Origin of the sequence: Micromonospora sp. CPCC 205558, from assembly GCF_036902955.1 — a bacterium.
GTDB lineage: Bacteria > Actinomycetota > Actinomycetes > Mycobacteriales > Micromonosporaceae > Micromonospora.
Map to the genome: position 1 here is coordinate 315,265 of NZ_JBAKHR010000002.1, position 21,323 is coordinate 336,587.

At 72.8% G+C, this 21,323-nt stretch carries 20 protein-coding genes; 15 read left to right on the top strand and 5 right to left on the bottom strand.

Annotated elements, in window-relative coordinates; all coding sequences use genetic code 11:
• Positions 1 to 46 precede the first annotated feature (46 nt).
• The 8 genes from V6U86_RS03895 to V6U86_RS03930 all read left to right on the top strand — a co-directional run bounded on the left by V6U86_RS03895 (position 47) and on the right by V6U86_RS03930 (position 7,975).
• Positions 47 to 1,336, top strand: a complete 1,290-nt coding sequence (locus V6U86_RS03895; RefSeq protein ID WP_334498461.1) for a hypothetical protein — start codon at positions 47 to 49, stop codon at positions 1,334 to 1,336.
• Positions 1,337 to 1,407: 71 nt separating this feature from the next.
• The gene (locus V6U86_RS03900; RefSeq protein WP_334498632.1) at positions 1,408 to 2,754 is read left to right on the top strand and encodes an efflux RND transporter periplasmic adaptor subunit; all 1,347 of its coding nucleotides are present in this window, start codon (positions 1,408 to 1,410) and stop codon (positions 2,752 to 2,754) included.
• Positions 2,751 to 3,749, top strand: coding sequence for an ABC transporter ATP-binding protein (locus V6U86_RS03905; RefSeq protein ID WP_334498463.1), 999 nt, complete (start codon positions 2,751 to 2,753; stop codon positions 3,747 to 3,749). Before V6U86_RS03900 ends, V6U86_RS03905 begins: the two co-directional genes overlap by 4 nt.
• Complete coding sequence (locus V6U86_RS03910) at positions 3,746 to 4,930, top strand: ABC transporter permease (protein WP_334498465.1); 1,185 nt, start codon at positions 3,746 to 3,748, stop codon at positions 4,928 to 4,930. The genes V6U86_RS03905 and V6U86_RS03910 overlap by 4 nt, the downstream gene beginning before the upstream one ends.
• 212 nt (positions 4,931 to 5,142) lie before the next feature.
• Positions 5,143 to 5,352: a helix-turn-helix domain-containing protein gene (locus V6U86_RS03915; RefSeq protein WP_007465625.1), complete on the top strand. Its 210-nt coding sequence runs from the start codon at positions 5,143 to 5,145 to the stop codon at positions 5,350 to 5,352.
• A gap of 270 nt (positions 5,353 to 5,622) precedes the next feature.
• Complete coding sequence (locus V6U86_RS03920) at positions 5,623 to 5,724, top strand: 30S ribosomal protein bS22 (RefSeq protein ID WP_007465623.1); 102 nt, start codon at positions 5,623 to 5,625, stop codon at positions 5,722 to 5,724.
• 122 nt (positions 5,725 to 5,846) lie between these two features.
• Entirely contained in the window at positions 5,847 to 6,923 is a 1,077-nt protein-coding gene (locus tag V6U86_RS03925) for an NAD-dependent epimerase/dehydratase family protein (protein WP_334498472.1), read from the top strand.
• Complete coding sequence (locus tag V6U86_RS03930) at positions 6,920 to 7,975, top strand: lysophospholipid acyltransferase family protein (RefSeq protein ID WP_334498474.1); 1,056 nt, start codon at positions 6,920 to 6,922, stop codon at positions 7,973 to 7,975. The genes V6U86_RS03925 and V6U86_RS03930 overlap by 4 nt, the downstream gene beginning before the upstream one ends.
• 15 nt (positions 7,976 to 7,990) lie before the next feature.
• Here V6U86_RS03930 and V6U86_RS03935 read toward each other — a convergent pair whose 3' ends face one another.
• From V6U86_RS03935 to V6U86_RS03945, 3 genes are all read right to left on the bottom strand, one after another.
• The gene (locus V6U86_RS03935) at positions 7,991 to 8,860 is read right to left on the bottom strand and encodes an HAD family hydrolase (protein ID WP_334498475.1); all 870 of its coding nucleotides are present in this window, start codon (positions 8,858 to 8,860) and stop codon (positions 7,991 to 7,993) included.
• Positions 8,861 to 8,986: 126 nt separating this feature from the next.
• Positions 8,987 to 9,856: a DUF5667 domain-containing protein gene (locus tag V6U86_RS03940; protein ID WP_334498477.1), complete on the bottom strand. Its 870-nt coding sequence runs from the start codon at positions 9,854 to 9,856 to the stop codon at positions 8,987 to 8,989.
• Positions 9,857 to 10,145: 289 nt separating this feature from the next.
• The gene (locus V6U86_RS03945) at positions 10,146 to 11,102 is read right to left on the bottom strand and encodes an ECF subfamily RNA polymerase sigma factor, BldN family (RefSeq protein WP_334498479.1); all 957 of its coding nucleotides are present in this window, start codon (positions 11,100 to 11,102) and stop codon (positions 10,146 to 10,148) included.
• Between the two features lie 586 nt (positions 11,103 to 11,688).
• Here V6U86_RS03945 and V6U86_RS03950 point away from each other — a divergent pair.
• The 3 genes from V6U86_RS03950 to V6U86_RS03960 are packed head-to-tail and all read left to right on the top strand — an operon-like array spanning position 11,689 to position 14,223.
• Positions 11,689 to 13,296, top strand: a complete 1,608-nt coding sequence (locus V6U86_RS03950) for an AMP-binding protein (protein WP_334498480.1) — start codon at positions 11,689 to 11,691, stop codon at positions 13,294 to 13,296.
• Positions 13,286 to 13,540 carry a glutaredoxin family protein gene (locus V6U86_RS03955; protein WP_030329740.1) on the top strand — a complete coding sequence of 85 codons (255 nt, stop codon included), beginning with the start codon at positions 13,286 to 13,288 and terminating at the stop codon, positions 13,538 to 13,540. Before V6U86_RS03950 ends, V6U86_RS03955 begins: the two co-directional genes overlap by 11 nt.
• 20 nt (positions 13,541 to 13,560) lie before the next feature.
• The gene (locus tag V6U86_RS03960; RefSeq protein ID WP_334498484.1) at positions 13,561 to 14,223 is read left to right on the top strand and encodes an HAD family hydrolase; all 663 of its coding nucleotides are present in this window, start codon (positions 13,561 to 13,563) and stop codon (positions 14,221 to 14,223) included.
• Here the strand turns inward: V6U86_RS03960 and V6U86_RS03965 are convergent.
• Together V6U86_RS03965 and V6U86_RS03970 are read right to left on the bottom strand one after the other, a co-directional pair.
• The gene (locus tag V6U86_RS03965; RefSeq protein WP_130404929.1) at positions 14,204 to 14,860 is read right to left on the bottom strand and encodes a response regulator; all 657 of its coding nucleotides are present in this window, start codon (positions 14,858 to 14,860) and stop codon (positions 14,204 to 14,206) included. The genes V6U86_RS03960 and V6U86_RS03965 overlap by 20 nt on opposite strands.
• A 73-nt stretch (positions 14,861 to 14,933) precedes the next feature.
• The gene (locus tag V6U86_RS03970) at positions 14,934 to 16,238 is read right to left on the bottom strand and encodes a sensor histidine kinase (protein WP_334498490.1); all 1,305 of its coding nucleotides are present in this window, start codon (positions 16,236 to 16,238) and stop codon (positions 14,934 to 14,936) included.
• Positions 16,239 to 16,609: 371 nt separating this feature from the next.
• On the opposite strand from V6U86_RS03970, the gene V6U86_RS03975 reads away from it, so the two are divergent.
• Genes V6U86_RS03975 through V6U86_RS03990 form a run of 4 tightly spaced genes read left to right on the top strand, consistent with a single transcriptional unit; the run spans position 16,610 to position 21,316 of the window.
• On the top strand, positions 16,610 to 17,380 hold the full coding sequence (locus tag V6U86_RS03975) for a redox-sensing transcriptional repressor Rex (RefSeq protein WP_030329747.1): 771 nt from the start codon (positions 16,610 to 16,612) through the stop codon (positions 17,378 to 17,380).
• Positions 17,377 to 18,774 (top strand): glutamyl-tRNA reductase, encoded by a 1,398-nt coding sequence (locus V6U86_RS03980; RefSeq protein ID WP_334498495.1) that lies wholly within the window; start codon positions 17,377 to 17,379, stop codon positions 18,772 to 18,774. The genes V6U86_RS03975 and V6U86_RS03980 overlap by 4 nt, the downstream gene beginning before the upstream one ends.
• The gene (hemC, locus tag V6U86_RS03985; RefSeq protein ID WP_334498496.1) at positions 18,771 to 19,739 is read left to right on the top strand and encodes a hydroxymethylbilane synthase; all 969 of its coding nucleotides are present in this window, start codon (positions 18,771 to 18,773) and stop codon (positions 19,737 to 19,739) included. Before V6U86_RS03980 ends, hemC begins: the two co-directional genes overlap by 4 nt.
• Positions 19,736 to 21,316, top strand: a complete 1,581-nt coding sequence (locus V6U86_RS03990; RefSeq protein WP_334498498.1) for a uroporphyrinogen-III synthase — start codon at positions 19,736 to 19,738, stop codon at positions 21,314 to 21,316. Before hemC ends, V6U86_RS03990 begins: the two co-directional genes overlap by 4 nt.
• Positions 21,317 to 21,323 lie beyond the last annotated feature (7 nt).

A 21,323-nucleotide genomic window follows, 5' to 3' on the forward strand; every position in this document is an offset into this window, starting at 1 on the left:
CGGGGCGGCCTCACCGCGTCCAGGTATTGGTCGTACCCTTCGGCGGGTGACTGACGAGGTGCAGCAGCCAGCACCACGGCGGCTCTGGCCGCTGTGGACGGTGCTCGTGGTGGTCTTCCTGCTGCTGGGCTGCGGCCTGCCGGCGGCGCTCGTCGTCGGAGTGATCCGGGAGTCAGGCGCGCGCCCCACGGTCAGCCGGGTCGGTGCCTCGGCGGCCGACGACCCGGCCACCGCCGTGGCGCGCGGGTTGTCAGACCGGATCACCGCGCAGCTCCACCGGCAGTCCGCGGCGCTCCTCGGCGGCGACCGCGCCGGTTTCCTCGCCGTCGCCGACCCCGTTGCCCACAACGACCTGCGCCGACGCTTCGCCGCGCTACGCGAGCTCAAGGTGACCGGCTGGCGGGCCGAGCCGAGTGGCCTGCCCGTGCCGATCATCGGCAAGCCCGGCGAGTGGCGGCTGCTGGTGCGCTTCCAGTACTGCTTCGTCACGCCGAACTGCCGGCCCAGCCCGGTGCTGATCGGCACCCGCTGGCGGGAGAACGGTGACCAGCCCCGGATGGTCGCCATGGAGGAATCCAAGTCGGTGGAGACCGGCACCCGACCGTGGGAGATCAGCGACCTGGCGGTCGCCGTCGGCGCGCGGACCATCGTCGCCACCACGCCGGCGCTGCGCGGCAAGCTGCCCGGCCTGCTCGCGCAGGCCGAGGCGGCGGCGAAGGTCGCCGACGGGTACGCGGTGACCGGATCACCGCCGGACCGATACCGGATCTTCTACGCCGGGCGCACCGAGTGGCAGCGCTGGTACGGCGGGGAACGCCCAGAATGGACAGGCGGTTACGCGGTGACCGTGGGCGGTGGGCATCACGAGGTTGTGCTCAACGCCGAAGGGCTCTCCAGCAGCGGCACCGACGACCTGCTGCGCCACGAGCTGACCCACGCGGCGTCGTTGCCGGAGCGCGGCTACCCGGGCAAGCTCACCTGGTGGTTGGTCGAAGGGCTGGCCGAGTTCGCCGGTGCCGGCGGCCAGGCGGTCGACAGGTACGAGGGGATCGCCGACGTGCGCAAGATGGTCCGGGGCGGCTGGGATGGCAAGTTGGAGGGCGTGAACCCCGCCGACGATGCCTCCGCCGAACGGGTCGCCGGCAGCTACGGCATCGGCTACCTGGCCGTTCGGCACCTCGTCGACCGGTACGGGCCGCTGCGGCTGCTCACCTTCTTCAAGACCGTGGTGCACGACGGCAGGACCATCGACGCGGCCTCCGAGAAGGCGTTCGGTGAACAGTGGTCGACGCTGCACGACGAGTGCGTGGCGTACGTCCGGGCCACCGCCGGCTGACGCAGCTCGCGGGCGGTGCGCCGTACCATCGATGGGTGCGCCGTCCTCAGTCGTCACGGCCCGCCAGCACCATGCGGCCCCGCCTGCTCATCGCCCTGACCGCCGTCGTCGTCCTCACCGCCACCACCGCCGCCTCGTGTGGCGACGAAGACCCGGACCTCGCGTTGGCGTCGGCGGCCCGCAATGCGGTCAGCGAGGTGATCGACGCGCCCGCGACGGTGACCGCTCGCGCCGCTGCCACCCTTACCGCTCCCGCCGACGGCACCCTGGCCAGCCTGCGTGTCCAGCCTGGACAGCGGGTCAAGCGCGGTCAGGTGTTGGCCGTGGTCGACTCGCCCTCCGCGCAGCAGCGGCTGCGGCAGGCGAAGGAGGCGCTGACCGCCGCCAAGCGCGCCGGCCGAGGCGTGGGAGCGGGCAGCCTGACCAGCAGCCGGCGCGGCACCGACAAGGCGGCCGATGAGGCGTTCGACGCGGCACGGAAAGCCGCCGAGAAGATCGCCGACCCGCAATTGCGGGACGCGTTGTTGACCCAGGTGACGTCCGCGCAACGCCAGTACGCGGCCGCCGCGCGCAGCGCCGACCAGGCGGTCCGCGCGGTGCAGCGCGGGATCAACGGGTTGAGCTCCGCCGTCGGCGCGCTCTCCGCGGCGCAGCGGCTCCAGGCCCAGCAGGCGTACGACCTGGCGAAGGCGAGCGTCGACGCGCTTACCCTGCGCGCCCCGATCGCCGGGGTGGTGCAGCCGGGCGGCACCCGGGCCGGCGGTGGCGCGAACGCCGGTCTGGCCGGGCTGCTGGAGCAGGCCGGTGGCGCTGGTCTTGACCCGTCCGTGCTGGCCCCCAGTCAGGGTGGGCCGCCGGCCGGCGTGGACGACGCGGTGGTGGTCGGCGGGCTGGTCACCGCCGGCACGCCGGTGCTGACCGTGGTGGACACCGGGCAGTTGGGCCTGCTCGCCGAGGTGGACGAGACCGACGTGCTGCTGGTCAAGGCCGGCGTGACCGCCACTGTCGAGTTGGACGCCGTCACCGGCGCCAGCTACGACGCGGTCGTCCGCTCGGTCGACGTGCTGCCCACCAGTTCCGCGCAGGGCGGGGTCACCTATCGGGTCCGTCTCGCGCTGGGCGCCGGGAAGCTGGCCGAGGACGAGCCGGCCCCGACGCCCCGCCCCGGCATGAACGCGGTCGTGCACCTGCGGGTACGCGAGGCCGCCGACGCGGTGACCGTCCCCGCGTCTGCGGTGTTCTCGGTCGACGGCCGGGACGTGGTCTGGGTGGTCCGGGACGGCAAGGCGGGCCGGGCGGCGGTGACAGTGGGCGTCCAGGGGGCCGACCTGGTGCAGATCCTCAACGGCGTGCAGCCCGGCGACCGGATCGTGGTGCGCGGTGCCGATCAGGTCCGCGACGGCCAGGAAGTCCGGTGACCGAGCCTGCCGTTTCAGGTCCGCACGACGGGGGGCGGGTCCCGGCCATCGAGGCGGTGGACGTGTCCCGGACGTACCAGCTCGACGGGGTGTCGGTGCAGGCGCTGCGCGGGGTGTCGCTCACCGTGCAGTCGGGGGACTACGTGGCCCTGGTCGGCCCGTCCGGCTCGGGCAAGTCCACCCTGATGCACCTCCTCGGTGGGCTGGACCGGCCCACCGGTGGCCGCCTGGTGATCGGCGGGCGGGACGTCAATGCCCTCGCCCCGCCGGAGATGGCGACCCTGCGCAACGAGACGATCGGCTTCGTCTTCCAGGCGTTCCACCTGCTACCGCGCACCTCGGCGGTGGAGAACGTGGCGTTGCCCCTGGTCTACCGGGGGGTGTCGGCCCGGCAGCGGCGGGAGCGGGCGGCGGCGATGCTGGGCCGGGTTGGCCTCGGTCACCGGCTGGACCACCGACCCAACCAGATGTCCGGCGGTGAGCAGCAGCGGGTGGCGATCGCCCGCGCGCTGGTCACCGAGCCGACTGTGCTGCTGGCCGACGAGCCAACCGGCAACCTGGACAGCGTCACCGGCGCCGCCGTGCTGGAGCTGTTGGAGCAGTTGAACGCGGAGTCCGGGGTGGCGCTGGTGATGGTCACCCACGACCAGGAGGTGGCGGCCCGCGCCCAGCGTCGGATCACCATGCGCGACGGGGTGGTCGTGGCGGACAGTGCCGCGAGCCCACACCCGCCGGTGGCGGCCAACGCCGACCCACGCTCCGCCCATGATCGACCGCTGTCCGTTGATCACGGTCGACCTGCGACACTGGTCTCCGCTCCCAGCGCGGAGCCCCGGTCCGCGTCCGGAAGCGGCCCGGGGCACCCGTCCGGTGGCTCTGGTGGCGCCACCGGAGCCACCGGGCGCCTTCCGTCCGAGGTCGAGCGGCTCGACACCGACGCGCGCGACGTCGCCCCGGGCGAACCCGAGGTCGACCAACCCGGAGGTACGGCGTGAGAGTCGCCGAGGCGTGGCGGGTCGCGCTGGACGCCCTCCGGGCCAACCGGCTGCGCAGCGCGCTGACCATGCTCGGGGTGATCATCGGGGTGGCCTCGGTGGTCCTGCTGGTGGCCATCGGCACCGGCACCAAACAGAAGGTCGAGCAACAGGTCGAGGGCCTCGGCTCCAACCTGCTGCTGGTCGTCCCGGGCCGGATCGAGGTGGGCAACGCGCCGGTCGTCTCGCCGCTGACCCTCAAGGACGTGGACGCCGTCACCCGGGTGGTCGGTGACCCCGACCGGGTGGCGGTCACCGTCGCCTCCGGGGCGACCGCGCGGGCCGGCGCGCGTTCCGACTTCACCACAGTGCAGGGCGTCCTGGAGACGACCCCGGCGGTGTTCACGCGGTCGCTGGCCCGGGGCCGCTGCCTCACCGGCACCGACGTGGACACCAGCCGACGGGTGGCGGTGCTCGGCGACTCGGTCGCCCGTGCGCTCTTTCCCGACCGGGACCCGCTCGGCCAGCAGGTGGCGCTGGCCGGGGTGCGGTTCCGGGTGATCGGCGTCTTCGCGCCCCTCGGGCAGAGCCTCGGCGTCGACCGGGACGACGAGGTGCACGTGCCGGTGACCGCCGCGCAACGACTCTGGGGCACCCAGCGGGTCGACGGCATCGCGGTCAAGGCGCCGGACCGGGAGCGGATCGACGAGTTGGGTGAACGGATCGTCGCCGAGCTGAACCGCCGTCACCCGGACACCGAGTTCAGCGCGGTCACCCAGCAGCAGATCCTCGGCGTGCTCGGCGACATCCTCGGTGTCCTCACCGGCGTGCTGGCGGCCATCGCCGGCATCTCGCTGCTCGTCGGCGGCGTCGGCGTCTCCAACATCATGCTGGTCAGCGTCCGGGAGCGGACCCGGGAGATCGGGCTGCGCAAGGCCGTGGGCGCACGTCCCCGCGACATCGGCGTGCAGTTCCTGCTGGAAGCGGTGCTGCTCACCACGATCGGCGGGCTGACCGGAATGGCGCTGGGTGTGGGAACCGCCCTGCTGGTCGACGCGCTGTCGCCCATTCCGGCCGCGATCACCTGGTGGTCGTTGGCGCTGGCCTTCGGTGTGTCGGCGGTGGTGGGCATCGTCTTCGGGGTGGTCCCCGCGCAGCGCGCCGGCCGTCTCGACCCGGTGGTCGCGCTGCGCACCGAATGAGCGGCGCCGGACCAACCGGACAGCGAACGCGGACGGGCGGAAACCGGGAGCGCGGATCGGGTGAACCGGCCACCGAAACATGATCAGTTGCAGGAAGGGATCGCGCCGGTCACAACCGCCCCGCTACCGTACTGGTAACACGCGCGTCGCCGGCCCGGCCCGGAGCATCCGTCGGGTTGGCACGCGCCGGGCATGGGATGGGTCGGTGAGCCATGGCCGGGTCACAGTCCGACGGACGGCTGTCGGAGGTCAAGTTCCTGACCGTCGCAGAGGTGGCGACGGTCATGCGGGTGTCGAAGATGACTGTCTATCGCCTGGTGCACAGCGGTGAGCTCACCGCCGTCCGGGTCGGCCGGTCATTCCGGGTGCCCGAGCATGCGGTGCACGAATACCTGCGGGGTGCCTTTCAGGAGACCGCCTGAGTCACCGCCTCGCCCTCCGATCGCCGGCTGACCGGCATCGGTGAGCGTAGGGAGCGAGCTTCCGAGCTCCGCAGTCGCGCACCCCGGGCGGCCGTGACGGGGGCGCGTTGGTCCGGCTGACGCCCTGCGGCTACCCTGGAGCCCGACCGAGACCCCACCGGTGCGCCCCGCCGCCCAGACTGGTCCGGTCCGTTGTCCGCAAGCGGTCGCCGTCGCCACCTGCGTGGTGTCATCCGGTCCGCCCCGCACGTTGTATCGAAAGGCTGTCGTATGGGCTCGGTGGTCAAGAAGCGCCGTAAGCGCATGGCTAAGAAGAAGCACCGCAAGCTGCTGCGCAAGACCCGCGTCCAGCGTCGCCGTCTCGGCAAGTGATCGTCGCCGGGCTCACGGCCCGGCGTTCGGCGTCACTTGCCAAACTGTCGACCTCCGGAGGCTCAGGTGATCAGGCCGTGGTCGTCCCGGCTCGGTCCATCCTGCCGGCGTAGGTGCGTCAGATGACCCCCGGTGGCACCTCAGGTGCTCCGGGGGTCGTCGTCGTCACCGGAGTGGGTCGTTACCTGGGTGCCCACGTGGCGGCCCGACTGGCCGCCGACCCGCGCATCGAACGGGTCATCGGAGTGGACGCACCGGATTCCGGCACCGAGTTCACCGACCTGCTGGACCGGGTCGAACGACTCCGCATCGACAGCGGTTCGCTCGGTGGGCTCCTCGCCGACCTGGACGTCGACGCGGTGGTGCACCTCGCGCTGGTCACCTCACCCGACCCGCAGCATGGTGGCCGGTCCGCGATGAAGGACCAGAACGTCATCGGCAGCATGCAGATGCTCGCCGCCTGCCAGCGGGCCCCCCGGCTGCGCAAGCTCGTGGTCCGGTCGTCGACCGCCGCGTACGGGGTGTCGTTCCGGGATCCGGCGGTCTTCACCGAGGAGACCGAGCCCCGCGAGGTGCCGCGCGGCGGTTTCGGCCGCGACATCCTCGACCTTGAGGGGTACGTCCGTGGCTTCCGGCGTCGCCGGTCCGACGTCACCGCAACGGTGCTGCGCTTCGCCCCGTTCATCGGCTCGACCGCCGACACCACGTTGACCCGTTATTTCTCGCAGCCGTTCGTGCCGACCGTCTTCGGCCGCGACCCCCGTCTGCAGTTCCTGCACTTCGACGACGCGTTGGAGGTGCTGCACCGGTCGATCGTGGAGGACCACCCCGGCACGTACAACGTCGCCGGCCCCGGGGTGTTGTCGCTGTCCCAGGCGATCCGGCGGGCCGGTCGGGTGGCCGTGCCGGTGCTGGAGCCGGGTCTCTCCGGGGCCGCTGCGCTGGCCCGCACCATGGGCTTCGGCCGCTACGGGCTGGACCAGGTCGACCTCTTCGTGCACGGCCGGGTGGTCGACACCAGCCGGCTTGAGCAGGAGTACGGGTTCACGCCCCGGTCGACCGCCGAGGCGTTCGAGGACTTCATCCGCGCCCACCACGGTGGGGTGGTGGTCACCCGCGATCAGTTGGCCGCTGCCGAGCAACTCGTCCTGGACGGCATCCGGCAGGTCCGCTCAGCGGTCCGGGAACGGTCATCATGAGCGGTCCGGAGGAGGGACGCGACCCGCAGTCGGTCGGGCGTTTCGACGTACCCCAGCAGGTGCCCGCGCCGGACGCGGAGCCGGCGCGGCGCAACGGACATCGGCCGACCGCGCAGGCCGCGCCGACCCCGACTGCAGCACCGACGCCGACCAACGAGGTCGACGCCGAGCTGCCCGGGGGCACCGGGCCGGCGGTGGCGGACCGGCCCGGGGACCACTGGGACAGCAAGGTCGCGAACGGGCTGGCGTTCCTGCGCCGGCGGCTCTCCGGTGACTACGAGGTCGACGAGTTCGGCTTCGACGCGGAGCTGACCGACGCGGTCTTCCACCCGCTGCTGCGGCTGCTCTACCGGGACTGGTTCCGCACCGAGGTCAGCGGGGTGGAGCACGTGCCCGTGGACGGGCCCGCCCTGGTGGTCGGCAACCATTCCGGGACGGTGGCACTGGACGCCCTGATCCTCTCCGCGGCGCTGCACGACAAGCATCCCGCGCACCGCTACCTGCGGCTGCTCGGCGCCGACCTGGTCTTCCGGATGCCGGTCGTCTCCGAGCTGGCCCGCAAGACCGGCGGCACGGTGGCCTGCAACCCGGACGCCGAGCGGCTGCTCGGCAACGGCGATCTGGTCGGGGTGTTCCCGGAGGGCTTCAAGGGCATCGGCAAGCTCTACGCCGACCGGTACAAACTGCAACGTTTCGGGCGGGGCGGGTTCGTCTCGGCGGCGCTGCGCACTGGCACCCCGATCGTGCCCGTCGCCATCGTCGGTGGCGAGGAGATCTACCCGATGCTCGCCGACCTCAAGCCCCTGGCGCGGCTGCTCAAGCTGCCGTATTTCCCGGTCACGCCGACATTCCCCCTGCTCGGCCCGCTGGGCATGGTGCCGCTGCCCAGCAAGTGGTTGATCGAGTTCTGCCCGCCGATCCCCACCGCCCACCTGACCGACTCGGCGGACGACCCGCTGGTGGTCTTCAACCTCGCTGACCAGGTGCGCGAGACGATCCAGCAGACCCTGCACACGTTGCTGGAGCGACGGCCCGACCCGTTCGGGCCTTAGCGCGCTTCGGACGCCTCAGCCGGCGCGGCGGCGGCGCTGCAGGGCCAGGCCGGCGGTGACCGCGCCGGCCACCAACCCGGCCGCCGCGGTCGACGGTACGGCGATCTTGACCGCTCGCCGGCCGGTGCGGAAGTCCCGTACCTCCCAGCCGTGCCGGCGGGCCTGCCGCAACAGAGGACCGTCCGGGTTGACGGCCACCGCCCGGCCCACCGCGCAGAGCAGCGGCAGGTCGTTCGCTGAGTCGCTGTAGGCCGCGCAGCGGGTCAGGTCGAGCCCTTCCACCGCGGCGAGCTGGGTGACCGCCTCGGCCTTGGCCGGCCCGTGCATCAGGTCACCCACCAATCGCCCGGTGTACGCCCCGTCGGCCACCTCGGCCACCGTGCCGATGGCGCCGGTCAGGCCGAGCCGGGCGGCGATCACCCGGCCGATCTCGACCGGGGCGGCGCTGACCAGCCAGACCCGCTGACCGGCGTCCAGGTGACGCTGAGCGAGCTGGTGGGTGCCGGCCCAGATCCGGGGGGCCATCAACTCGTCGAAGATCTCCTCGGCGAGGTGCTCGACCTCGTCGACCCGCCAGCCCTGCACGAAGGCCAGCGCCGCCTCCTTGGCCAGGGACATGTCACCGGCGTGCTCGCGGGCCAGCACCCGGAAGCGGAGCTGCTGCCACGCGAATCGGGCCAGGTCGCTGGTGGTCACGTAGTTCCGGGAGGCGAGCCCACGGGCGAACCAGTAGATCGACGCGCCCTGCATCATCGTGTTGTCCACGTCGAAGAACGCCGCGGCGGTCGGGTCGGGTGCGCTGACCGGGGCCAGGTCGGTCTCCGCCCAGCCCGCAGTGTGCCCCTCGGCGTCGGTGCTGACCGTCACCTTACGGCTACGCGCCACGCGATTCCCTTCCTCGCCGGTACGACAGATGCTCCCTGGCGAGGGTATCCGCCGCAGACGGTCGACCGGCCGGGCACACAGCGAACTGTGGCGCGACCGGTCGGGCGTGCGGTATAGAGGCGCGGGTCAGCGGGCGCCGGGGCAGGCGCTCGGGGCCGGGCCGAGGGCGTCGCTGGCGGTCGGTGCCGGGAGGCCGCAGCCGATCGCCGCGCGCAGCTCGTCCGAGCGTTCCCGGATGCTGTCCAGCAGCAGCAGCGACCGGTGGGTCCGTTCCCGATCGACACGGGTGCTCCCGTCGAGGAGGCCGCCTACCGCCCGGCGCTGGCTCGACACGAAGGTGTTGAGGGTGTCCAGGCTGCCCGGCTCGGCCCGTTGCACAGCGGCCGAGGTGAGCAGGCGAACTCCCTGCCGGCTGTCGGCGTCCATGTCGTCGAGGACCGCGCTGTAGCCGATCCGGTCGCCGCGCAGCTTGGCGGCTTCGCCAACTCTGGTCCGGGCGAAGTCCAGGAAGAGCTGGCCTCGGCTGATGTCCGAGCTGGCCAGGGCGAGCTGTGCCCGTTCGGTGGAGCGCTTCATGCCGTACAGCGCGTCACCGGGCACCGCGTTCTCGCTGGCGGCGGAGATCCCGGAGACGGCGATCGCCCCGGCGGCGATGCCGACCAGGATCGCGCCCCGGGCTCGGGCCCGCCGGGCGGTGACCGCCGGCAGCAGCCGCCCACGGGTAGTCGTCGCGGTCGGTTCGCTGGCCGCCGCCGGTGCGCTGCCCAGCCCTTCCCGCTCGGCCGTCGCGAGCAGCATCGCCCGCAGACCGGTGCGGAAGTCCTGGTCCACCTCGACAGCCGGGGGGTCGACGCTGAGCCGCTGACCCACTGCGACGAGCGACGCGAGTTGACCGTCCACCCGGGATCGCACGTGGTGTCGCCGAGCGCCGTTGGCCTCGTCGAGAAGCTGCGCGAAGCGCTCCGCGCGCCGGCGGGAGAAGAGGGTGTTGTCCACCGCAGGCACCTCCTCTCGCTGGTCACGGCCGGTCGGCCGCCGTCGTTGCCAGCGACCGGGCGGCAGTGTGACACCACGGAGGTGAGGTGCCGCCGGCGTGCCGGTCGGACCTCGGTGACCCGGGCCTGCCGGGACATCCACCGGTCGCACCCGGAGAAACGCGGCGGGCCGGGCACGGGTTACGGGCCGGGCGGAGCGGAAATTACAGAAAGTGATGGTCATCACCGGGCGGGACCGACTCTGAGCTGCGCGGACGTTGATCGACGCCCGTCGGCCCCGCCGTAACAAACTACGGCTGGAAGCCGTCGGGCAGCAGTCGGGCCAGGGCGCGGACGGCGCGGTACTGGAGGGCCTTGATGGCTCCCTCGTTCTTGCCCATCGCGCGGGCCGTCTCGGCGACCGAGAAGCCCTGGAGGAAGCGCAGCACGATGCACTCCTGCTGCTCCGGGTTGAGCTGCTTCACGGCGGTGAGGAGCGCGACATTGGTGATGTGCTCCACCACCGCGGCCTCCGGGCTGCCCTCCGGGCCCCGGTCCTCCCGGTCGGCGTCGAGCACGTCGCCGGTGGTGACCTCCAGCCGGTACCGGCCCGACTTGAAGTGGTCGGCCACCAGGTTGCGGGCGATCGTCACCAGCCAGGCGCCGAGGTCGCGGCCCTGCCAGGTGAAGCTGCCGATCCGCTTGAGCGCGCGCAGGAAGGTGTCCGAGGTGAGATCCTCGGCGAGTTGCCGGTTGCCGACCCGGAAGTAGACGAACCGGAAGACGGTGTCCACATACCGGTCGTAGATCAGACCGAACGCCTCGGACTCGCCGGCCTGGGCCCGCTCGATCAGGGTCCAGACCTCGGTTGCCGGGTCGGACGGGTCCGGGCGGCTCGGAAAACCGGTCGGGGTGGTGGCGGTGGTGGCCGGCACCGCCGGGATCACCGCTGTCTCACCCGCCGCCGGGTCGGTGATGACCGCCGGTGTGTCGCTTATCCGACGACCCTGCACGGGCATGGTGGGTCGGGGCGGTACGGCCACCCGGCCGCCGGCCGGCTTCGCGTTTCCACCGGGCACCGCTGGTCGCGGCGGTGGCTCGTTGTGGTGTGGCCGGCTGCGGATCCGATGCGCCGCGCTGTCACCCCGCACGACGCCTCCGGGCTGCTCGTCCAGTGGGGCGCGAGCTGCTGGCCGCTCGTTGACGTGGGAGCGGGCCGGCTGACCGGTCAGGCCGACCGGGCGTTCCGCGTAACCGAAGGTGGTCACCGTGTTGCCCCCGTCCCGTCGGTTGCCGGGCGGGCCGGTCTGGGTCTCGTCGGGGCGGACCGGCCGGGTGACCGGTCGGGCAGGACGATCGCGGGAATTGCCGACAGGCGGCAAATCCCCTGGAGGTGCTGGTCCAATGCGCTCACAGGCACGGGGGCCTCCTCGGGCTGAGGGGTGTCGACTCACGGCAAATGGGGTGACCCGACCCGAGTGATGATAGGGCCAACGTCACCCGCGCGTGGCAAGTCCGTTACACAAGGCGGAAGTATTTCCCGCTCCGTCGTACCGGCGGCGGACCGGTTGTCCGTCGTGTGCGATTGACTTTCCGTCGGCACGGTGATCCAGGATGGATGCCCAGGTCGGAGGTATGCCGCCCGTTCGGCTGACCCGGCGCGCCGGCCGGTCGGGCGGGGTCGGCCGAACTGCCCACGAGCGCCGCCGCACGTCCCATCGACAGGACCTGATCGGATCGCCGATGGCACACCGGACAGTCCCGTACATGGGACTGTCGCGTGGATCGGCCTCCGGGCCCGCCCCGACCGTCGGGCGTGGCCCGTCGCCGTGCGCTGTGCCAGACTCGATCACCGTGCAGGACGTCTCGGAAATCCCCGCGCCGAACCTCGCCGACCGGGTCCACCGGGCGGCTCTCGACCGCGCCGACCGGCCCGCGCTGCACTGGCATGGGCACACCCTCAGCTGGTCCGAACTGGACGCCGCGGTGGACGCCGCCGCCCGCGGCCTGTCCGCCGCCGCGCCGTCCACCGACCCCGGTGCCACGCCCCCACGCATTGCCATCGCACTGCCCAACACACCGGACTTCGTGATCGCCTGGCTCGGCGCCCTCCGCGCCGGGCTGGTCACCGTGCCGGTCAACCCCGGCTTCACCGCCCCGGAGCTCCGGCACGTGCTGGCCGACTCCGGCGCGTCGGTGCTCGTCGCCACCGACCGTGTTCGGGACCTGGTCGCCGACGTGGCCGCCGAACTGCCCGCGCTCACCTCCGTGCACGGCACGCCCCCGACCGCCGAGGCACCCGGACCGGTACCCCGCCCTCGACGAGGCGGCGCCGATCTGGCCGTACTGCTCTACACCTCCGGCACCGAGGGGCGACCCAAGGGAGCGATGCTCTCGCACCAGGCACTGCTCGCCAACCACGAACAGGTCGCGGAGATCGAGCCGCCGGTGGTCGGGCCGACGGACACCGTTCTGCTCGCGTTGCCGCTGTTCCACGCGTACGGGCTCAACTCGGGGCTCGGCGCGGTCGTGCACCACGGCGCGACCGGCGTGCTGCTCGACGAGCCGGGCCCGACGGCGGGGCTGGACGAGATCGCGCGGCACCGGGTCAGCGTGCTGGTCGGCGTACCGTCGATGTTCCTGACCTGGGCCGGTATGGCCGAGGCCCGCGCGGCGACCGCGTCGGTGCGGGTGGCGGTCTGTGGCGCGGCGCCGCTCGAACCCGCGGTCGCGGCGCGCTTCACCGAGGTCACCGGGCATCAGGTGCACATCGGGTACGGCCTCACCGAGACCGCGCCGGTGCTCACCTCCACCCTGGTCGGCGGCGCGGCCAAGCCGGGTTCGATCGGCCGGCCGCTGCCCGGGGTGCGGCTACGACTGGTCGACGCGGACGGGGTGGACCTGTGGCGCGACGGGCTGGCCGTCCCCGACGACGACCCGGATGAGCTGGACATCTCCGACGTGGCGCTGGGCACCGACCCGGGGCAGATCGTGGTGTGCGGCCCCAACCTCTTCACCGGGTACTGGCCCGATGGTCGGGGCGGCCCGGACGCCGACGGTTGGTGGGGCACCGGCGACATCGCGTACGCCGACGAGGACGGCGACCTCTTCCTGGTCGACCGGCTCGGCGAGTTGATCCTCGTCAACGGGTTCAACGTCTATCCGCACGAGGTCGAGCTGGTGCTCGCCGGGCACCCCGGGGTGGCCGAGTCGGCGGTACTGGGTGTGCCGCACCCGCGGACCGGCGAGACTGTGCGGGCGTACGTGGTGCCGGCGCAGGGCCGCCCGGTGACCGGCGAGGAGCTGCTCGCCCACTGCGCGCGGAACCTGGCCCGGTTCAAGTGCCCGACCGCCGTCGAGTTCGTCGACGCCCTGCCGCACTCGGCGATCGGCAAGGTACGCAAGACCCAACTCCGGTCGGCGACGCCGACCGACAGCACGGAGGTAACCGATGGCCACTGACGCCCGACTCGCGCTGATCACCCGACCCGGTTGCCACCTGTGCGACGACGCCAAGGCGGCGCTCGACCGGGTGGTCGCGGTCACCGGCGACAAGTGGGTGGAGTGGGACGTCACCGGCGACGAAGGGCTGGAGCGGGAGTACGGGGACCGGCTGCCGGTGGTGATGCTCGACGGCAAGGAGCACGGTTACTGGCGGGTCGAGGAGGACCGGCTGCTGCGGGACCTGACCACGCCGCAGCTCTGACGGGTGCCTAGGGTGCTCTGATGACCCCTGCGCCCCCGCACCTCGTCTGGGACTGGAACGGCACCCTGCTCAACGACCTCAGCCTGGTGGTGTCCGCCACCAACGTCGTGTTCGCGAGCCTGGGTGGGCCCACGATCACGCCGGACGAGCACCGGGTGCGGTTCCGCAGGCCGATCGCCGAGTACTACGCCGAGGTGCTCGGGCAGGCCGTGGACGACGACGAGTTCGGCCGACTGGACAAGATCTTCCACGACGCGTACCGGACCGGGTTGACCACCTGTGAGCTGGCCGCCGACGCGCGCGCCGCGATGGCAGCCTGGCCGGGCAACCAGAGCCTGCTGTCCATGTGGTTCCACGAGGAGCTGGTCCCGACCGTGCACACGTACGGGTTGACCGGCCACTTCACCCGCGTCGACGGGCTGCGGGCCACGGTCGGCGGCGACCGCAAGGCGGAGTCGCTCAAGCTGCACCTGACCGAGCTGGGCGTGGACGGCACCGCAGTGGTGCTGATCGGCGACTCCATCGACGACGCGGACGCGGCGCTCGCGGTGGGCGGTCGGGCCGTGCTCTACACCGGCGGGTTCACCGACCCGGCCCGGCTGCGGGCCTCCGGTCACCCGGTGGCCGACACCCTCACCGACGCGGTGGCCCTGGCCCGGGAGGTCAGTTCCGCAGGTAGGTGAGGACGGCCAGCACCCGCCGGTGCTGTTCGGTGTCCGGCGGCAGGGTCAGCTTGGTGAAGATGTTGCGAACGTGCTTCTCGACCGCGCCGTCGCTGACCACGAGGGCGCGCGCGATGGCGGTGTTGGAGCGCCCCTCAGCCATCAGGGCGAGCACCTCGCGCTCACGGGGGGTCAGCTCGCGCAGCGGGTCGTCGCGGCGACGCCTTGCGAAGAGCTGACCGACCACCTCCGGGTCGAGCACCGTGCCGCCGCCCGCCACCCGGCGCAACGCGTCCAGGAACTCGTCGATCGCGGCCACCCGGTCCTTGAGCAGGTAACCGATCCCGCCGCCGCCGGCGCCGCCGGTGGTGGCGAGCAGATCATCGGCGTACGAGACCTCGACGTACTGGGAGAGCACCAGGATCGGGGTACGCGGAACCAGTCGGCGTGCCTCCACCGCAGCCCGCAGCCCCTCGTCGGTGTGCGACGGCGGCATCCGGACGTCGACGATCGACACGTCGGGCCGGTGCTCGACCACCGCCTCGACCAGGGCGTCACCGTCCCCGACAGCGGCCACCACCTGGTGCCCGCTCTCGGTCAGCAGCCGGACCAGCCCCTCCCGGAGCAGGACGGCGTCGTCGGCGATCACGATGCGCATGGCTGTGTTGTCTACCACGTCCCGCCCGTCGTGCGGGCTCGGCGCGGTGGCCGACCCTCGCCGCATCTCGCGCTCACAGGGGCAGCTCGGCGCGGATCTCGGTGGGGCCGCCGGTCGGGCTGACCACCATCAGTTCGCCACCGGCGGCCCGAACCCGGTCGGCGATGCCGGCCAGCCCGTGCCCCTTCGCCAGGTGCGCGCCGCCCTGCCCGTCGTCGCCGACCTGTACCTGCAGGCGGGTGCCCTGACGGGCCACGGTCACCGTGGCCTCGGTGGCCCGGCTGTGCTTGGCGACGTTGGTCAGCGCCTCGGACACCACGAAGTACGCGGTGTTCTCCACCGCCGGGTCGAGCCGCCCGGCGGGGGTGCCGAGCTGCGGGTCCACCTGGAGCTCGATCGGGATCAGCCCGCGGCCGGCGATCGCCGCCAAGGCGCTGGGCAGACCCCGGTCGACCAGGATCGGCGGCGCGATGCCCCGGGACAGGGCTCGCAGCTCGGCCAGCGTGTCCCGGGTCTGGGCGACCGCCTCGTCGATGGTCCGGCCGGCCGCGCCCGGATCCGAGACGAGCTGCATCCGGGCTCGGCTGAGGTCCATCGCCAGCCGGACCAGGCGCTGCTGGGGGCCGTCGTGGATGTCACGTTCCAACCGGCGTAGCGCGGAGGCCTCGGCGGACACGGCGGCCCGCTTCTGCTCCTCCAGCACGGTGATCCGGTCGCGCATCTCGGCCACCCCGGTCAGCATGGCCTTGGCGAAGCTGGCCTGCAGCAGTGCGCAGCCCCGCACCACGATCGGCAGGGTGATCAGGAAGAACACTCCGAGCGCGGTGTACAGGCCGATCCGGGCGGTGGTGGAGTCGCCCAGGCCGAGCAGTTGCGCCAGGTCCTGGTCACCCTCGCCGTCGGCCCGGGGCAGGGCCCAGTCGTAGGCCCAGTAGAGCGAGCCGGTGATCGCCGCGGCCCACCAGGCCAGCGTCACCACGAAGGTGCCCACCGCCGCGATCAGCCGCAGGATGCCGTGCGCCAGGTCGAGCCAGGACTGGGCGTCCCGGATCGGCACGAAGATCCGCCGCCAGGCGTTCGCGCCCGGCTCGGGCAGCCGGTAGTGCGGCCGGATCCGGGGCTGGTGGAGCACCGCGGGCAGTCGCAGCCGTTCGATGTCGGCCAGCCCTCGGGCGGCGTACAGGGTGCCGCTGAGGATCGGTAGGCCGATCACGGTGACCACCAGGCCGATGCCGACCGCGAGGCCGACGACGAGGAGGACGAAGCTGGCCAGCGCCAGGGGCAGGCCGAGCACCACGTACCCGGAGTCGACGAAGAGCTGGCGGGGGATGCTCGGTGCCAGCGTCGGTCGGTCGCCGGTGGCGGCAATGGCGGTCATACCCAAAGGCTAGGCAGCTGGGCTCGTTGTCCCCATCCAGAAGCCCCGCCTCTCCTGCGTAGTGCTGCCCCTACCACCGCCGGGAGGGCCCCGGGACGGGGCCGGCGCGGGATTGGTCAGAGAAGTCGGGATTGAGCAATAATCGCCCGGGCGGTCAGTGGACCAGGCCGTTTAATCGATCTTGTGGGATGGAGGTGCTGGTGAGGTCGCGCCACGCAGCGGCAAGATCGCGATTTGTGCACGTCTTCACAAGCGCCTACGCTGTGACTCCGACGCGCCCTGCTAGCACAGCCGGCAATCTCGGTCGCCAGCGGGAGTCCACAAACGGCCGACCAGCGGAGTTGGCCGAGGATCGCACCGCACGGAGTCTCATGAGTCAGCACCGTCACCCAGGCGCGCCCGGCCGCGCCGGTGCCGTACCGGCGCTCCCGGATCTGCCCGAGGCGACCGTCGCTCGGCTCCCGGAGTACCTGCGCGCGCTGCACAACCTCGCCGACACCGGGCACGAGACGGTCTCCAGCGAGGGTCTCTCCGCCGCCGCCGGCGTCAACTCCGCCAAGCTTCGCAAGGACCTCTCGCACCTCGGCTCGTACGGCACCCGGGGCGTCGGCTACGACGTCGCGCTGCTGATCGAGCAGATCGAGTATGTGCTCGGGCTCACCCAACGCCGGGCGGTCGCCCTGGTCGGCGTGGGTAATCTCGGTCACGCTCTGGCCGGCTACGACGGCTTCGCCAGCCGAGGCTTCCGGATCGCCGCACTGCTCGACGCCGATCCCTCCCGGGTCGGTGAGGAGATCAACGGCCTGGTGGTCCGGCATGTCGACGACCTGCCCACGGTCGCTGCGGAAGAATCCCTCGCGATCGGCGTGATCGCCACCCCGGCCGCCGCCGCCCAGCAGGTCGCCGACCAACTGGTCGCCGTCGGCGTGACGAGCATCCTCAACTTCGCGCCGTGCGTACTCTCGGTTCCGGAGGGGGTCGACGTGCGCAAGGTCGACCTCGCCATCGAGCTGCAGATTTTGTCCTTCCACGAGCACCGCAAGGCGTCGCTGACCGCGTTGCCCGCCACCGGCGGGTCCGCTCTCACCGCCCTGCCGGGCGGGTTCGCGGCCACCGACACCCAGGAGGCGATCGGCACGTGAAACTGCTCGTCGTCGGCGCGTCCTACCGGACCGCCCCGGTCGCCACGCTGGAGCAGCTGGCTGTGCCCCCCGCCGACCTGACCCGCACCCTCGACCGCCTGGTCGCCCAGCCGTACGTGGCCGAGGCGGTGATCGTCTCCACCTGCAACCGGGTGGAGGTCTACGCCGCCGTGTCCGGTTTCCACGGTGGGCTCGGCGACGTCTGCGCCGTACTGGCCGAGCAGGCCGACAGCTCGCCGACGGCGCTCGCCAGCCACCTCTACGTGCACTACGACACCGCTGCCGTGGACCACGTCTTCCGGGTCGCCACCGGTCTGGACTCGATGGTGGTGGGCGAGGCGCAGATCCTCGGCCAGCTGCGCGACGCCTACCACTGGGCCACCGGCGCCGACTCGGCCGGCCGGCTGCTGCACGAGCTCATGCAGCAGGCGCTGCGGGTCGGCAAGCGGGCGCACGCCGAGACCGGCATCGACCGGGCCGGCCAGAGCGTCGTCACCGCCGCACTGGAGCTGGCCGCCGGGCACCTCGACGGCGACCTCGCCGGCCACCCGGCCCTCGTGGTCGGGGCAGGCGCGATGGGTTCGCTCGGGGTGGCCACGCTGTCCCGGCTGGGCGCCGGGCCGCTCACCGTCAGCAACCGGGGTGCCGACCGGGCCGTCCGCCTCGCCGAGTCGTACGGGGCGACTGCCGCGCCGATGACCGAACTGGCCGACACCGTCGCCACAGTGGACATCGTAGTGGCCGCCACCGCGTCCACCGAACCGGTCCTCACCCGGGCGGTGGTCACCGCGGCGCTGGCCGAACGCGACCCGGCCCGGGGCCCGCTGGTCCTGCTCGACCTGGCCGTTCCGCGCGACGTCGAGGAGGGCGTCGCCGAGCTGCCCGGTGTCGAGGTGATCGACATCGACCGGATGGCGGCATTGCTCGCCGACGGTCCAGCGGCTGCCGACGCCGCAGCCGTCGAACGCATCGTGCTCGGCGAGGTGGAGGGCTTCCTCACCTGGTTGCGCGGTGCCGACGTGGCTCCCACCGTGGCCGCGCTGCGCGGCCGGGCCGACGACGTGGTCAGCGCCGAGCTGCGCCGGCTGGCCCAGCGTCGCCCCGACCTCGGCGACGACCTGCGGGCCGAGGTGGCCCGCACGGTGCACCGGGTCGTGCAGCGGCTGCTGCACCAGCCCACCGTCAAGGTCCGCCAGTTGGCCGCGGAGCCCGGCGGCGACCAGTACGCGGCACTGCTGCGCGAACTGTTCGACCTCGAGGTGCCGCAGACCTCGCCGGTCGACACCGTTCCGGACGTGCTGACCCCCGACCTCGGCATGGCGTTCCCCGGCACGGACCCGGTGTCCGGAGCCGACGCCGCCGAACCGACCCCACCAACCGGAGGTGCGCGATGACCGCCCCCCTGCGCCTCGGCACCCGGGGCAGCGCCCTGGCGATGGCCCAGTCCGGCCAGGTCGCCGAGGCGCTGACCGCCGCCACCGGCCGCCCGGTCGAGCTGGTCGAGGTGGTCACCGCAGGCGACCGCTCCAGCGCGCCGGTGCACCGGCTGGGCGTCGGCGTGTTCGTCTCCGCCCTGCGCGACGCGCTGACCGCCGGAACGATCGACTTCGCGGTGCACTCGTACAAGGATCTGCCCACGGCTGCCGCCGGCGGTCTGCACATCGCGGCGGTGCCGGCCCGGCAGGACCCGCGCGACGCGTTGGTGGCCCGCGACGGCCGGACGCTCGCCGAGCTGCCGCCCGGGGCCACCGTGGGCACCGGAGCGCTGCGCCGGATCGCCCAGCTGCACGCCCTCGGCCTGCAACTGGAGGTCACCCCGATCCGGGGCAACATCGACACCCGCCTGGGGCGGGTGCTCGGTCCGGACGCCAACCTCGACGCGATCGTCCTGGCCCGTGCGGGGTTGGCCCGCATCGGCCGGACCGACGCGATCACCGAGACGTTGGACCCGATGCTGATGCTGCCCGCCCCCGCTCAGGGTGCGCTGGCTGTGGAGTGCCGGGTCGACGACCAGGACCTGGTCGAGCTGCTCGCGGTGCTCGACCACGCACCGTCGCGTGCCGCGGTCACCGCGGAACGCGCGTTTCTGGCAACCCTGGAGGCCGGGTGCAGCGCACCCGTCGCCGCCTATGCCGAACTCGCCGAAGGCGAGACCGGCGATGAGATCTACCTGCGCGGGGCGGTGATCAGCCCGGACGGCACTCGTGACCTCCGGCTGTCCCGCACCGGAACGCCCGCCGACGCGGCGGAGATCGGTAAGGCACTCGCCGCCGAACTCCTCGACCTCGGCGCCGACTCGATCCTCGGCCACGAAGGACACACCGGCCCGGGGACCCAGCAATTTGGGAGCACAGAATGACCCGCACCCGTAAGCCCGTCGGCCGTATCGCGTTCGTCGGGGCTGGCCCCGGTGACCCGGGCCTGCTGACCCGTCGGGCCCACGACGCCCTGGTCGACGCCGACCAGGTGATCTACGACCGGGGAGTCCCGGAGTCGTTGCTCGCCGTCGTTCGCGCCGAGGCCTCCGACGATGCCGAGTTCACCCCGGCCGAGGGCGCGCCGGGGGACGTGGCGAAGGTGCTGATCTCCGCGGCCCGCTCCGGGCTGAACGCGGTGCACTTGGTCGCCGGCGACCCGTTCGGGCACGACTCGGTGGTCAAGGAGGTGCAGGCGGTGGCCCGCACCGCCGCCCACTTCGAGGTGGTGCCCGGCGTCGGCCAGGCCGAGGGTGTGGCCACCTACGCCGGGGTCCCGCTGCCGGGGGTGCGTACGGCCGCCGACGTCGAGGACGTCAGCGCACTGGACTTCGAGGCGCTGGCCACGGCGGTCGGTCGGGGCTCGCTCGCGCTCGCGGTGGACGCCGGTGACCTCGCTGCCGTCCGGGACGGGCTGCTCGCCGCCGGGGTCGACGGCACCACCGGCGTCGGGGTGACCGGCGACGGCACCGGCGAGACCCAGTACACGACCACGTCGACCGTGGACAGCTTCGTGGCCGCCGCGCTCGGCTTCACCGGCCGGGTGGTGCTCACCGTCGGAGTCGGGGTGGGGCAGCGCGACAAGCTGAGCTGGTGGGAGAACCGCCCGCTGTACGGCTGGAAGGTGCTCGTACCCCGCACCAAGGAGCAGGCCGGCGCGATGAGCGCCCGGCTGCGCGCGTACGGGGCGATCCCGTGCGAGGTGCCGACCATCGCGGTCGAGCCGCCGCGCACCCCGGCGCAGATGGAGCGGGCGGTCAAGGGCCTGGTCGACGGCCGGTACGCCTGGGTGATCTTCACGTCGGTGAACGCGGTCCGCGCGGTCTGGGAGAAGTTCGCCGAGCACGGCCTCGACGCCCGGCACTTCGGCGGCGTCAAGATCGCCTGCATCGGTGAGGCCACGGCGGACGCGGTCCGCGCGTTCGGCATCCAGCCGGAGCTGATCCCCGCCGGGGACCAGTCCTCCGATGGTCTGCTGGCCGAGTTCTCGCCGCACGACGAGATCCTCGACCCGGTGGGCCGGGTGCTGCTGCCGCGCGCCGACATCGCCACCGAGACGCTCGCCGCCGGGCTCACCGAGCGCGGCTGGGAGGTCGACGACGTGACCGCGTACCGGACGGTGCGGGCCGCGCCGCCGCCCGCCGAGATCCGCGACGCGATCAAGTCGGGCGGGTTCGACGCGGTGCTCTTCACCTCGTCGTCCACCGTGCGCAACCTGGTCGGCATCGCCGGGAAGCCGCACGCCCGGACCGTTGTTGCCGTCATTGGGCCCAAGACGGCGGAGACCGCGACGGAGTTCGGCCTGCGCGTCGACGTCCAGCCGCCGCACGCCTCGGTGCCCGACCTGGTGGAGGCGCTCGCCGCCTACGCCGTCGAGCTGCGCGAGAAGCTGGCCGCCATGCCGGCGAAGCAGCGCCGTGGCTCGAAGGTGCAGGGCCCGACCGCTCTGCGCTTCCGGTAGTCGTTCG

Excerpts from the sequence above, each read along its gene's own strand:
- V6U86_RS03900 (WP_334498632.1), top strand. The coding sequence starts at position 1,408 with ATGCGGCCCCGCCTGCTCATCGCCCTGACCGCCGTCGTCGTCCTCACC.
- V6U86_RS03915 (WP_007465625.1), top strand. The coding sequence starts at position 5,143 with ATGGCCGGGTCACAGTCCGACGGACGGCTGTCGGAGGTCAAGTTCCTG.
- V6U86_RS03920 (WP_007465623.1), top strand. The coding sequence starts at position 5,623 with ATGGGCTCGGTGGTCAAGAAGCGCCGTAAGCGCATGGCTAAGAAGAAG.
- V6U86_RS03925 (WP_334498472.1), top strand. The coding sequence starts at position 5,847 with ATGACCCCCGGTGGCACCTCAGGTGCTCCGGGGGTCGTCGTCGTCACC.
- V6U86_RS03930 (WP_334498474.1), top strand. The coding sequence starts at position 6,920 with ATGAGCGGTCCGGAGGAGGGACGCGACCCGCAGTCGGTCGGGCGTTTC.
- V6U86_RS03955 (WP_030329740.1), top strand. The coding sequence starts at position 13,286 with ATGGCCACTGACGCCCGACTCGCGCTGATCACCCGACCCGGTTGCCAC.
- V6U86_RS03960 (WP_334498484.1), top strand. The coding sequence starts at position 13,561 with ATGACCCCTGCGCCCCCGCACCTCGTCTGGGACTGGAACGGCACCCTG.
- V6U86_RS03965 (WP_130404929.1), bottom strand. The coding sequence starts at position 14,860 with ATGCGCATCGTGATCGCCGACGACGCCGTCCTGCTCCGGGAGGGGCTG.
- V6U86_RS03970 (WP_334498490.1), bottom strand. The coding sequence starts at position 16,238 with ATGACCGCCATTGCCGCCACCGGCGACCGACCGACGCTGGCACCGAGC.
- V6U86_RS03975 (WP_030329747.1), top strand. The coding sequence starts at position 16,610 with ATGAGTCAGCACCGTCACCCAGGCGCGCCCGGCCGCGCCGGTGCCGTA.
- hemC (WP_334498496.1), top strand. The coding sequence starts at position 18,771 with ATGACCGCCCCCCTGCGCCTCGGCACCCGGGGCAGCGCCCTGGCGATG.
- V6U86_RS03990 (WP_334498498.1), top strand. The coding sequence starts at position 19,736 with ATGACCCGCACCCGTAAGCCCGTCGGCCGTATCGCGTTCGTCGGGGCT.